Raw genomic sequence first — 14,083 nt, forward strand, 5'->3', positions numbered from 1 at the left:
GCAACCAAAGCCATTTAAGTGGACAGTGGACGCAAATCTGATCCTCGGTAAGGTTCAGTATTTATGTAGCAAACTTCACTGACAACTCACTAGCCCTTAAAGAATCCGCGCTGTTTATCCGAGATCGGCAGGCCGACCTTTTCCATCGCCAAAAGCATGTCCTCCCACACGAGGCGCTTGGAGTGGTTGGTCTGGTTGCGGAGCAGGTAGCTCGGGTGGTAGGTGATGATCAGCGGCACGCCGGAAAACTCCAGCCACTGCCCACGGACTTTGCCCATGCGGCGCTCGGGGTCGTAGCCCAGCAAGCCGTTGGCTGCGGTTAAGCCGAGGGCCACGATCACCTTTGGCTTCACGATCTCCAGCTGGCCGATCAGGTACGGCAGGCAGTAATTAATTTCGGCTTCGACGGGGGCGCGGTTGCCAAACGGCTTATCATGCTCGGGCCTCCAGTTCATGATGTTGCCAATGTAAGTCTGCTCACGCTTCACGCCCATGGCACCGATGATCTTGTCAAGCAACTGGCCGGCCTTGCCAACAAACGGCTCGCCCTGGATTTCCTCGTCCTCGCCCGGCGCTTCGCCACAAAAGAAAATATCCGCATCGAGGTTGCCGACGCCAAACACGACCTTCTTCGTCGGGCGCAGGTGCTCGTTGCAAACTTCGTCAGACAAGACCTTGTCGCGGAGCCAATCCCACTGCGTCTGCTTGTCGCCCCCGGGGAGCTCAAACTCGGTCGGCGCAGGGATCTCCTTCACGCCTGGCGGTAAGCCCTGCCCTTTTTGCACGGCTTTCTTGGCGACCTTCTTTTTGGCTGGGGCCGAACCTGGCGATTTCTCAGCTTCCTTGATGAAATTCTTGATCAACTCAGCGTCCTGTTTGATACGCGGACGACGAGTAGGCGTGGGGCCATGCTTGGCCTGAAACGCAGGCTCAACTTCGCGCCTTTGGTTCTCAGGCAAAGTGTCCGGCGACGCAGCAGCGCGAATCTCTGCCACCTTGGCCTGAATCGCCTCCAGCGTGCCTGGCTGCAAATAGACAGACTCCTGCCCAGCGTCCCGCCAACGCTTGAGTTCATCCACCACTGCCTGTAGTTCCACGCGCATGCAGTCAGCAAAGAGATTTAAGGAAAGAGATTAAAGGAAAAAGGCGCGATTGATGGTTGATTCAACAATTTCCCGCCACCAAGCTTATCAACCACAACCGATCTCCCAGCGATCAACTACCTACTCGTACACCGTTGGCATCCCTGCAAGAAATTGATCAATGCGGCGCGGCAAAACTAGCCTCGAAGCCGCCGACGCCACAGAAATAAACCAAGGCCTGCGAAGCCTGCCAATGCGATGTAGGCCGCTGGCTCAGGTATGGGTGACGGGAAACCAGGAGGTGGTGCGACGCCAGCGTAGAGCGTAACCGAATCACTGCCCCAATTCCAACTGTAAACGCCTTGCGTAACGCTCAACCCCGCCAAAGTAGTCGTATTCCAGGTCGCTGTCCCGCTAATGATGTCACCACTCATATATCCCTGCGGCACTTGCAAATAGCCCAGCTGGCCCATTACCCCAGCGGCGTCGCCAGTGTAGCTATCCATATTCGTTGAAGCCAACCCGCCAAACACAGGATTCCCCACAATGTTTTGATAGAGATCAACCACTCCAAGAGTGTTAATATTGCCCTGCCCCGGATTCATATAACCACTGGCTGGCTGGGTTTGAAAAAAAGTAAGTCCCGTCAGATCCAGGTTCCCGTCAACAATAAGTTGCACATCACCGCCCGTTTCCTGAAGAGACATCACCAAGGCACTCTGCGCAATCGGTGCAACCAACAAGGCTAAGCATAAAGGTATCGGCAACTGAAACATATCCTGCTTTAAAAATCCTCTCTTAAGGACGGGCAATTTTGAAAATGGGAGTCACCCTGCAATGTCAATATTCCAGACATCACGAAAGAAATTTCTTCTTCTCAGCATCGAACCAAACGACGCCCTTGTGTCGGGCATACATTTGCCCGAAAGAGTGAACAACATAAGCACTGAAACGTCACCGATGCTCCGTAAAAGTGTCGCCGACGCTTCAATCAACAATCGGCGATGCATAACGTGGGGAAGTCGCCTTGAGAGTGTCCAGGAGATCAATGGTAAATTATGCCATAGCACGCACAGAAGGCAAGGCAGAGACAATGGTTCTTACGCGCACTTCGCTTAACCTCCCCCAAGCGCCGTGCCCTTACGAAAACTGCTATGCTGCCGACTGATATGCCCGGCTACGCCGACGCCAAACCAATAAGCCCAAACCAGCAAAACCGGCTAGCGCAATGTAAACAGACGGCTCCGGCACAGGAATGACGTTCAGCGTTGCGGAATCGCCCGATCCACCGCCCCAGTTCCACTCATAGGTCCCTGAGTTCACGCCGAGTGTCGCCAACGAATAGCCCGTAAAAGTAAACGTGCTATTGAGGGGTGTCGTCGTAATGTAACCCACCGGAAGAATAAGAAAAGTATTCGCGCCTTGAATGCCGACAATGGAACCTGAAGCTGAGTCATTACTGAAAATCAAGCCCCCAGTCCCTAGCGATATCGGTCCAGACACTCCAGAGTAGACGCTGTAGCCCGTACCGGAGGTGCCTACGGCAAAAACCGCATCTAATCCTCGAATCCCAGATAAGCCAGCCCCTGGGTTATCACTGACATGAGTCAATCCGGTAAGGCTATCAATCGAGCCTGTCGCTGTAAATATTACATCGGTGGGCGTCTCCTGTAGCGTGAAGAGCATCATCCCGTTCAAATTCGCAGCCAATATTAATGGCGCTAGGTAGCGTAGTAGTTTCATAGCAGTGGAGGTGAATCTAACTACTAATCGTAGGTCATCAAGCGGATAGAGCCATCAGGCCTTAATCCCTGACTTTTATAAGGGCTTCACCTAATCTCCAAACTTAGATCAATCGATACTTATAGGATTAAGATACGCAGCTTCTCCACCCAAGGCCACCAAATGAATATCAGATTTTCGAATTCACACCTTACTGAGCCCCGTGCAATGCAATTATGCTCACTCTCAATTCTACTATCACCCCTCTCCCATGACTTTTGGCCTCAGCCATCCGGCGCCCGATCTCCAAACTTCAGACCATTGTTAAAAAAACTTCCGTGCGCGCTTGGCGCGTGAAGGTATATCTGCCAGCTTTGTTCGTTATGCCGCGAATCTCCCGCAATTGCATCGAAACCATCCGCCAAAGAGTCAATCTGGTGGACGTCGCGGGTCTGTACACCCAAATGAAGCGCGTGGGCGCGCAGTGGCGCGGGCTGTCGCCGTTTGGCACGGAAAAAACGCCAAGCTTCTACGTGCACCCGGAAAAGAACGTATTCCACGACTACTCCAGCGGCAACGCGGGCGACCTGTTCCGCTTTGTCATGCTCAAGGAAAACCTCGGCTTCAATGAGTCCATCGAGTTCCTGGCCGACCGCTACAGCATCCCGCTGGAATACGACAGCGACGGCATGAGCCCAGAGCGCGCCTCCCTGCGCAAAGAGTTGTTCCAAATCCACGAAGTCGCCACCGATTATTTTCACCGTGCCTTCCATGCCGATCACCCCGAGGCTGAATTTATCCGCAAATACTGGACCGAGCAGCGGCAATTTCCGCTCGAGCTCGCGGACGAATTTAAGATCGGCCTGGCTCCCTCCTCCGGAGAGGGTTTCATTAAACACCTCTCTGGCAAGGGTTTCTCGATCGAGGCGCTCAAGGCCTGCGGCCTGTTGTATATTTACGACAACGCACGCGACGCCTCCCGGGCCCGTCCCCGCTTCCGCGGCAGGCTGATGATACCCATTCGCGACATCCAGGGCCGCGTGATCGCGTTCACCGCACGCACGACCGACCTCGTGCCGGACGATGACAACTCCAAGGAGGCCAAATACGTCAACTCGCCCGAAACGCCGTTGTTCTCGAAATCTAACGTGCTTTTCGGCCTCGACCACGCCCGCAAGCACATCGACGAAACCAAGCCCTTCGTGCTCGTGGAAGGTCAGCTCGATTGCCTGCGCTGCTTCCAGCAAGGCGTCCACACCGCCGTCGCACCGCAAGGCACCGCCATTACCGAAAACCAGCTTTCCCTGCTGCGAAAATACACGCCGAAAATCGAGGTGCTGCTCGACGGCGATCGCGCCGGCCAAAAGGCCGCCATGCGCATGCTCCCGCTAGCGCTTGCCGCTGGGCTCGAAGTCCACTTCCTCCCCCTCCCCCAGGGTCTGGACCCGGACGACCTGCTCCGCGATCAAGGCGCAGATGCCCTGACCGCCCTGCGCGAAAATCGCCTCACAGCAATCCGTTTTGCCGTCGATTCGCTGATGCCCGATCAGGGGCAAATAACGCCACGAGACAAAGCTGCCATTCTGGAAACGATGTTCACTGCGCTATCCGGTTGCGACTCCGCCGTAGTTCGTGGGGAATATCTTGATGAGCTGGCACATCTCACCCGCACAGACCGTACTGCGCTGGAAACGGATTACCGTCGCCATCGCACCCGCGATCAACGAGCAGTCGGAGCCCCGCCTCCTCCGACACAACCTGAAAACAAGTCCACTGAAAAATTGACAAGCGCCGAGTCGGTGCTATTGTTCATCGCTTTACATAGGCCGGATCTAGCCCAGTTTTATGCACAAACCATTGACCACGAATGGCTTGACGCCTCCCGCAGAGACGGGCGGCTTCTTGGCGTCGTCTTAGCGGAAGCGGAGAATGATCAATGGGATGGCGCAGAAACACTGGAACCACTGCTTGAAAATGAGGACGAACGAAACTACATTTACCAATTACTCACGCGAGAGCTCACCTTCGACGACCCAGTGCAAGCAGTCAACGAGTGCATCCGGCGCTTATTCGAACTTTATCTGCGCCGAGCGCAGCAAGCACTGGAAGAACGCATTCTAAACGCGAAATCCGCGCCTCCTGAGGAAACGCGGGCTTTGCATCAAGAACGCATTCGCCTACGTCGCCTCAAGCTTTCCCCCCCCACCATTGAATTGCCCACCTAAGTAGTCACCCAGCACGAACATGCCGTCCAAAGCTAAAAAGACCGCAAAAAGCAGCACCAACAAATCCAGCAAGCCGCAGACCGCCGCCGCCGCCAAGGCGAAGGTAAAGGCCGCGACCAAAGCTCAGGAGAAAACCGCGTCTGAAAAGGCGCCCAAAGCCGTCACCAAGAAGTCCGACTCGAAAAAGTCGCCTGAGGCCGCCGCGGAAGCGACCGCGCACCTCAATGACAAGATCCGCATTCTGATCCGCACCTCCAAAGAGCAGGGCTACCTGACGGTGCAGAACATTAACGACGCGCTCCCGGAAAGCATCAACAACCCGGAAGAGATCGAAAACGTCATTTCCATCCTCGAAAACCTCGAGATCGACATCCTCGACAACGAAGAAGTCGAAAACTACAAGGCCCGCCTTGAAGAAGAGGAAGAAGAGGAAAGCCGCCAGGCCAACCAGGACATTCTCGATGACCCGGTTCGCATGTATCTCAAGCAGATGGGCCAAGTCCCGCTGCTGACCCGCGAGCAGGAAGTCTCCATTTCCAAGCGCATTGAGAAGGCCGAGTCCAAGGCGATGGATCTGCTCTTCTCCGTTGGTCTCACCACCACTTACCAAATCGACCTCGCCAAGAAGCTCATTGACCGTGAAGAGCGTTTCGACCGCGTCGTCCTCGACAAGAAGATCGAAAGCCGCGAAGCCTACTTTAAGTCTCTGCCGCAACTCATCGAGAAGGCCGACGACATCGAAGCCCGTTGTGAAAAGGCCTGGGCCGATATTCAGAAGCACGAAGACGGCTCGCCCAACGAAAAGCGCGCCATCACTCGCTTCAAGAAATACGAAGGCCAGCTCAAGCCGATCTTTAAGAAGTTCTGCTTCAAGATGAAGGTCTTCGAAGAGTTTCTGGACAACCTCTCCCCCACCCTGCGTGAGATTGAGGACCACCTCGACCACCTCGAAATTTCCAAGAAGGTCCAGCAGCGCAAGCACAAGAAGCACGACCCGGCCACCATCAAGCTGCGCCTCAACGACATCACACAGATGTATCGCCTGGACGCGGCTGAAATGCTCAACCTCATTCGCGACGTTCGCCGGAACATGCGTGAGGCCCACCGCGCCAAGACCGAAATGGTCGAAGCCAACCTTCGCCTCGTGATCTCGATCGCCAAGAAATACACCAACCGCGGCCTCTCCTTCCTCGACCTCATTCAGGAAGGCAACATGGGCCTCATGAAGGCGGTTGAAAAGTTCGAGTATCGCCGCGGTTACAAGTTCTCCACTTACGCCACATGGTGGATTCGACAAGCGATCACCCGATCCATTGCCGACCAGGCCCGCACGATCCGCATTCCGGTGCACATGATCGAGACCTTAAACAAGGTCATGCAAGTGCAAAAGCAGCTCCTTCAGGAACTCGGCCACGAGCCGACCCCGGAAGAAGTCGCCGACGAAATGGACCTGCCGGTCGAGCGCGTGCAAGCGATCATGAAGATGGCCCAGCAGCCGATTTCGCTGCAAAGCCCCGTAGGTGACTCCGACGACACCAACTTCGGTGACTTCATCGAAGACAAGGGCGCGGAAAACCCCTACGACATGACCGCCTACTCGCTTCTTCGCGAAAAGATCATGGACGTTCTCGACTCCCTGACCGAGCGCGAACGCCGCGTGCTTTCGCTCCGCTTCGGCCTCGTCGACGGCTACAGCCGCACACTGGAGGAAGTCGGTCGCCAGTTTAAGGTCACCCGCGAACGTATCCGCCAGATCGAAGCCAAAGCCCTGCGCAAGATGCGTCACCCGACGCGTATTCGCCAGCTCCACGGCTTCTTCGAAGGCGAAATGGACACCAGCGGCCCCGGTTTCGAGCACTTCAAGAAGTAAGCTCACCACAACGATTTAAACAACAGCGTCGGAACTATCTGGCGCTGTTTTTGTTTACTTACCTAGCTATGATGACTGAACGCCAAAAAATGCTAGCAGGAGAGCTTTACAGCCCTGCAGATGCCGAGCTCAGCGCTGCGCGCCTGCGGGCGCGTCAGTTGTGCCATCGCTATAATCTCCTTGCGCCAGAGGAGCTCAGCAAGCGTGAGGCCACGCTACGCGAATTACTCGGCAGCACAGGCGAGCGCTTCAATATCGAGCCCAACTTCCGTTGCGATTACGGTAGTAACATCTACCTCGGCGAGGACTTCTACGCCAACTTCGACTTGATCATTCTCGATGTCTGCGAAGTGCGCATCGGACATCATTGCATGTGTGCGCCGCGGGTCCAAATTCTCACTGCGACTCACCCACTGGATCCGACAGAACGCAACAGCGGCTTTGAGTACGGGAAGCCCATCACAATCGGCAATAACGTCTGGCTGGGCGCAGGTGCCATCATTAATCCCGGTGTCACGATCGGCGATAATGTCGTGGTGGGCGCAGGGGCGGTCGTCACCAAGGACATTGCTGCGAACCAAGTTGTTGCCGGTGTGCCCGCGAAGGTGATTAGCCAACTCCCGAACTGAGCACGGGCAAAGCTGCATATCAACAGCCGGTTCAACGAAAACCGGAGGTTAATTTATGTACCCAATCAACAAACCTAGGAATATATCCATTCCTCCTCTCTCAAACCTTCAAGATAGGCTCATATACCCAATATTTTAATCAGCCTTTGCGATGTATTCCTATAGAATTGACAATATTAGGCGCAAATGGCCCCATTATTAGCACTGCTCACACAAAACAACCGCACCAAATAGGGCAACCCTACTACTACAAGCATGAAGGTCATCACTCTACTGATAGTTTCCGGCATTTTTGCGAGTTCCGCCTACCCGATTTTCGCCGAAATTCACCCATATTATCTAGACCTTACTGGCTCAGATGGTGCCGCAGCAAAACCGGGTAATCCTGGTGGCGACGCCACCTTTAGCACCAGTGACATCCTACCAGCACTCAATGGCGACCAGACGCGCATCACCGTCATTAGCAATGGCGGCGAGGGTGGCAATGGTGGCGAAGACATCAAGGACGGTAGCGGCGGCAACGGCGGTAATCTCGATATCACGATCGATACTACGCTCCAATCCGAAATCGTATTAACACCCGCAATTTCGATAACCGCAAACGGCGGCGCTACGGGAAGTGGCAATACCTCCAGTGGCTCTGGATACTTGTCGATCTGGCCGATCACCACAGCAGGCGGCACAGGGGGGGCTGTGGCCTTAACCATTGCCCAAACCGGCAGCCTCTTGTTTGCCGGAGTGGATACTTCTGGCATTTCTCTGACCGCAGACGGTGGCGATGGCGGTGATGGCGCTTCAGTAGACAGTTTTTTACACGACGATGGCTATGCCGGGACGGGAGACAACGGTGGTCAGGGCGGCACAGTAAACCTGACTGTCGATGGTAAAATCACCAGCACCAACCTTGATGCTGGGCAGACCGGCATTGTCCTTACAGCCAATGGTGGAGATGGAGGAAATGGTGGGGCAGACACAACTTTTTTTGCACCAGTCTCCGGCCCATCCGGCGCTGCCGGCGATGCCGGGACCGTAACCGTAAACATCGGAAAAAATGCAGTCGTCCAGATTAGCAGCAATGGCGTCCCCGGCATCATCGCACAAGCCAACGGGGGCAAAGGTGGTGACGCAGGCTACAACGACAATGGAACCGATGGCAACGATGGCAGCAATGGTGGTAACGGCGGCGACCTTTTCTTCACAAACTCGGGCAGCATTGCAACCGGAGGCGACCGCGCCCCGGCAGTCACGCTGGAATCAGTCGGAGGAAACGGTGGCGATGGCTCCGGAGGCGGTTTTAATGGCGGTACTGGCGGTAAGGGCGGAGATATTACCTTCACCAACAGCGGCGACATCAGCACTATTGGCGACCACTCTTTTGGCATCGTACTGCAAAGCGTTGGTGGCACGGGCGGCAACGGCGGTGACGCGACTTTCCATGGCGGCGACGGTGGCGACTCCAAACAAGCCGGCAAAGTGACGGTTACGGGTCCAGACTCAGGTATTGCCGGCTCCATCACGACCGGAGGTGTGAACGCCATTGGTATTATCGCCCAGAGCATTGGCGGCGGCAACGCATCAGCCGCGTTACAAATCGCCAATGAGGCAGCTCACAACAGTGATTCTGACGCATCAGGCGGTGACGCAAGCGGTTGGCTCTTCAGTGAAGGCGGCAATGGCGGGACCGGCGGCGATGCTGCCGAAGTCTCGATCCAAAACAGCAGCGCCATCACGACTGAAGGCTCCAATGCCACGGCAATCTTGGCACAAAGCGTTGGTGGCGGTGGCGGCAGTGGCGGCAATGACGATGATACCGGCGCCTTTATTTCAATTGGCTATGCGGGAGATGGCTCTCCAGGTGGAGCCGGAAGCGACGTATACATCTCAGACGCGATCGACGCTGACCAGGGCACACACTACGATGCCTCCATCAGCACCAGCGGCATTTCCGCTTCGGGCATCGAAGCCTTCAGCATTGGTGGCTCAGGCGGCATGGGTGGCGCAGCCACTTCAGACGACTATGCGCTCGGTCTGGGCATCAACATCGGCAAAGGAGGCGCGGGTGGATCGGGTAACGACGCCGGTGCAGTAACGGTTGATTACTATTCAGACATCACCACGGAGAATGCAGATTCCAGCGGCATTGTTGCAGTGAGTATCGGCGGCGGCGGCGGCAAAGGCGGCCAGGCTTCCACCCTCACCTCCGAACTCAGCACACCTGATATCCCATCCGCGAGCGTCAATATTGGCATTGCCGGGAATGGCGGCAGCGGTGCCAGCGGCGGAGAGGTCATGGTCACTTCTCATGGGCTAATCCTGACTACAGGCATGCAGTCACGAGGGATTTATGCCAGCAGCATTGGCGGTGGCGGAGGAGTCGGGGCCAACGCGCTAACGCAGACCAATACCTACGGCGGCGGAAAAGAAGTCAATTTCGGCGTCTCCGTGGGAGGAAACGGCGGCGAGGGCGGCATGGGCGGCGATGTCACTGTAAATGTCGATAAAAGCAGCTTAATCGTTACCAATGGCTTTGCCTCAGATGGCGTCCATGCAGTGAGCGTTGGCGGCGGTGGTGGTGATGCTGGCACAGGCGCCAGCGCAATCGGCACGCCCAATATAAAAATAGATGTAGCGGAAGACATTCATTACCTCTCCCTGAGTAACAGTGACAACTTCGATACCAACATTTCAATCGGCGGCTCCGGCGGCAAGGGCAATCATGGAGGCACGGTCAACGTCACTAACGATGGCGCAATTATCACAGGAGGCAGCGATTCTCGCGGCATCATTGCCTATAGCATTGGCGGAGGTGGCGGCTCCGGCGCTTCTGGGGCCAGCTCCAGCGCGCAAAAAATCAATCTTGGAGTCTCCATCGGCGGTTCGGGGGGCAGCGGCTCCGACGGAGACACTGTCACCGTCACCAATTCGAAAAATGCGTCGATTACCACCAATGGTGACGGCTCACATGGCATCCACGCACTATCCGTCGGTGCTGGCGGGGGCGTAGGTGGCACGTCCACTGCAGATTCTGAATTCGATAGGCTGCATGAATTTGTACAGGGCAAAATAGAAGGCTATCTAGGCAATACCGATGTCGCGAAAAAAGGCCTCAATACAATCAAAAACTACATCAACAATAAGCTGAAGGCCAGCGCACCTGGTGTGGCGGATGACTTAAAAGGCTACCTTGGCGACAATGATAACGAAGATGAGGATGACGGGATGCCCTCTATGAGTTTCAATTTCGATGTCGGAGGCGCGGGCGGCGCTGGAGGTAAAGGTAAAGCAGTCACCGTCACCAACGATGGTGAAATCAACACCTACGGTGACGTGGCGTTTGGCATATACGCACAGTCTATTGGCGGTGGCGGGGGCGCGGGTGGCATTGCGGGCCAACAAGGCACGACGTTTGAAAAAGACCTGCAAGCCGCCGATCCATTTGACAACACAATTGGCGTCGGTGGCTCCAACGGAGCAAATGGCGATGGCGGCACAGTCACCATCACCCACACAGGTGCCCTTGAGACTGATGGCAATTCCTCGTTCGGCATCACCGCGCAGAGCATTGGCGGGGGTGGCGGCATGGCCGTTCTTGCCACGACAGACACCACCTTTGGCCTCGATATCGTAGGCCAGCTCGGTAGCTTTAGCACCGATGGCAGCAGTTCTCATGGAGGCGCGGTGACGGTTAATATCGAGCAAGCAGCCACGATTGAAACGCAGGGCATTGAGTCACACGGCGTAGTTGCTCAGTCCATCGGTGGCGGTGGAGGGCTCTTCCTCGTAAATCCTTCTGAAAACGATGGCAGCGCCAGCGTGGCGGTAGATCCCGACTTTGTAACCGAAATCGAGAACATCTTAATGACCAACGGCGTCGACCTCGATGCGCTCAAAGCTGACTACGTAAACAGCCTCAACAACGCGCAAGGCACGATCGAGCTCAAGCTTGGCAGCGACTGGAGCAACACCGGCAATGGTGGCACCGTAATCGTCAACCACGACGGCTCCATAACAACGCATGGCAATAATGCTTTCGGCATTCTTGCGCAGAGCATCGGCGGCGGCGGCGGTCTGGCCTCTGATGGCGCCGGAACCAATACCCAGCAAACGGTTACCGGCTATCTGGGCAGTGGCTACGGTGACTCAGCTAACGTCTCAGTTGAACTGGGCGATCAAGCGTCCATCAAAACTTACGGCAATGGCGCAGTCGGCATCTTTGCCCAAGCCATTGGCGGAGGTGGCGGCTACACCGGAGCGTTCGAAGGAGAAGTCGACTCGCTCAAGGAATTTCTATCCGCTGCCCCGGGTGGAGGGGCCAACCAAAGCGCCAAGGCGGGCAAACTTTCAATTGTCATGGCCAACGACACCGCACACGCGATCGATATCAGTACTACCGGCGACTACGCCCACGGCATCTACGCTCAAACCCTGGCCAATGGTGGAGGCGCAGTCGGTTCCTCTGATGGCATAACGATTCATCACTTCAGCGGCACGACAGCACGCACCAGCGATAACCAAAGTGGAACCACCGGTAACACAATCATTAACCTGATTGGCGATATTTCCGCGACTGGTGAAGAGGCTGTCGGCATCTTCGCACAAAATGGCATCCAGTCGACTTCCGGTATGGTCCTTGCCAGTAAAATAGATTCTTACGGCAGCATTCAGATCACTCACCAAGGCAACATCACCGGCGGCGATGGGCGCGACAGCTCAGGTATCTGGATCGATGGCGGCAACAACAGTAACTCGATCAATTTCTCACAAGGCACCCTGAGCGCCCAATCCGGCAACGCCATTACCCTGACTAACACAGGCTTAACCACCATCAACAACAACTCAAAGGGCATCATCATAGGCAGCATAATCTCCAACACTGGAAGCCCGGCCGTAACATTGAACAACAACGCCAGCGCCTCTTATTACCCAGGCCAAACCATCAACCTCAATGGCGGGCAGTTGACCAACTCAGGAGTTTTCGACATCGCTGGTCCGGGAGTCATCGGCTCTAGCCAACTTGACGGCACCTTTGTCCAAACGGCAACAGGCGTATGGAACGTAGACCTCAATGGCCGCACAATGCAGAATGACAGCCTGTCCATGAATGCGGCTAGTTCCGCTCCTCTCCTGGGTGAGATTAAACCGAAATTCGTCGCCAACGGTCTTCCCTCAGACTTGAGCACCTTAAACGGATCCAAGTTCACTTTCCTCACTGATAACTCCTTGGCCGAAATCGACTTTAGTAACCTGAAAGTCAGCGACAAAGGCAACAGCAGTATAGTGAATTTTTCAATCGTTAGAGGCGAAACATTTTCAGTTGAAGTGCAACTACAAGCAAGCGTTGATCCCATTCGTGCCGCCAAGTCTCTCACCGACGTGAGGGACAATGAGGGCTCATCAGCCAGTTACCTGAACGACCTGATTAACACTTCCGGCGCGCACAGCACCTCTGCAAGCAACGGCGAACTAGGCGAGCACATTCTCCATTTGCTCAACATGAGCTCGCCGACCGAATACCGCCAGGCTCTGCAAGACATGTCGCCAGAAGTCCACACTGTCTCGCAAGCCAATGCCGCGCAAAACGCCAGTTCCTTTCAGAAAAGCCTGCACTCCATTCCAGTCTTTGTTGGCGACACCGCGCAGCTATCGGAAGCCAGCGGTGCCTACGCCCACGCCACTTATACGCACCTCTCTCATAATAACAGCCAACAGATCGCTGGCTACGATCAAGACGACAACACCTTTCACTTCGGTGGGCAGCAGGAGTTCAACAACCAGTGGTATCTGGGCGGCGGCCTAAATTTCACTGATCGCAATCTTTCGGCGAGCAATGGGCAGTCATCTGGCAACGGAGATTACTACTCCGGGGGCGCTGTGGTGAAAAAGATTCTGGATGAGAGCTGGCTGCTCTCCGGCTCTCTGGGTTTTACCTACGGCGAAATGGACTACTCCCGCCTGGTAAGCTCGGGCGGCGTCACCCGCACAGCCAGTTCCACCCAGAAGAATTACATCTATTCAGGTCGCCTGCGTGGAGCTTACAACTTTGACATGGGCATGTGGTACATTCGCCCCGGCTCAAACATCGACGTGATGCATTTGAACATCCCCGCCTACACCGAGACAGGTGGCGGCGCGTTGAACATGCACTTCAATGAAAGCAACCTCACGCAGGTTGGCCTCAATCCCGAAGTGGAAATTGGCGGGCGCATTGATTTCGCTGATTCCGTCCTACGCCCCTACGGTCGATTTGGCGCCGAATGGTGGTCGAATTCCAACCACTCGATTTCTTCCCGCCTAGCCTCTACTCCAGCCGGCAGCCCATCACTCACGACTTCATACGAAGGCGATGACTGGGTTGGCAGCGTCGAAATTGGCGTGGATTTAATCAAAGCCGACGCCGCCGAATTCCGCCTCCAATACAATCTGGATGCAGGCGAAAACTTCATGGCCAACTCCGTTTCCTTCCGCGTCGGCCTGCTGTTCTAGAGATAACATGAAGTTGCCGGGTCCAGCACTTGCTCAACCCGGCAACCGATGATAGATCAAAAACAATACCTG

The 14,083-nt window shown here is 55.4% G+C and carries 7 protein-coding genes; 4 read left to right on the forward strand and 3 right to left on the reverse strand.

What is annotated here, in order from left to right:
• Positions 1–89: 89 nt before the first annotated feature.
• The 3 genes from RBB62_RS19855 to RBB62_RS19865 all read right to left on the reverse strand — a co-directional run bounded on the left by RBB62_RS19855 (position 90) and on the right by RBB62_RS19865 (position 2,825).
• A complete protein-coding gene (locus RBB62_RS19855) occupies positions 90–1,103 on the reverse strand; it encodes a uracil-DNA glycosylase (protein ID WP_309401009.1) in 1,014 nt (337 codons plus the stop codon).
• 176 nt (positions 1,104–1,279) lie between these two features.
• A complete protein-coding gene (locus tag RBB62_RS19860; protein WP_309401010.1) occupies positions 1,280–1,894 on the reverse strand; it encodes a PEP-CTERM sorting domain-containing protein in 615 nt (204 codons plus the stop codon).
• A 340-nt stretch (positions 1,895–2,234) separates the two neighbouring features.
• The gene (locus RBB62_RS19865; protein WP_309401012.1) at positions 2,235–2,825 is read right to left on the reverse strand and encodes a PEP-CTERM sorting domain-containing protein; all 591 of its coding nucleotides are present in this window, start codon (positions 2,823–2,825) and stop codon (positions 2,235–2,237) included.
• A 362-nt stretch (positions 2,826–3,187) separates the two neighbouring features.
• Here RBB62_RS19865 and dnaG point away from each other — a divergent pair, with 362 nt between their 5' ends.
• From dnaG to RBB62_RS19885, 4 genes are all read left to right on the forward strand, one after another.
• Positions 3,188–5,029 carry a DNA primase gene (gene dnaG, locus RBB62_RS19870; RefSeq protein ID WP_309401013.1) on the forward strand — a complete coding sequence of 614 codons (1,842 nt, stop codon included), beginning with the start codon at positions 3,188–3,190 and terminating at the stop codon, positions 5,027–5,029.
• Between the two features lie 19 nt (positions 5,030–5,048).
• Positions 5,049–6,899, forward strand: a complete 1,851-nt coding sequence (gene rpoD / locus RBB62_RS19875) for an RNA polymerase sigma factor RpoD (protein WP_309401014.1) — start codon at positions 5,049–5,051, stop codon at positions 6,897–6,899.
• Between the two features lie 68 nt (positions 6,900–6,967).
• Positions 6,968–7,528: a sugar O-acetyltransferase gene (locus RBB62_RS19880; RefSeq protein WP_309401016.1), complete on the forward strand. Its 561-nt coding sequence runs from the start codon at positions 6,968–6,970 to the stop codon at positions 7,526–7,528.
• A gap of 255 nt (positions 7,529–7,783) precedes the next feature.
• The gene (locus RBB62_RS19885) at positions 7,784–14,011 is read left to right on the forward strand and encodes an autotransporter outer membrane beta-barrel domain-containing protein (protein ID WP_309401018.1); all 6,228 of its coding nucleotides are present in this window, start codon (positions 7,784–7,786) and stop codon (positions 14,009–14,011) included.
• Positions 14,012–14,083 lie beyond the last annotated feature (72 nt).

This window comes from Cerasicoccus maritimus, from assembly GCA_031296935.1.
In the GTDB taxonomy this organism is placed as follows: Bacteria; Verrucomicrobiota; Verrucomicrobiia; order Opitutales; family Cerasicoccaceae; genus Cerasicoccus; species Cerasicoccus maritimus.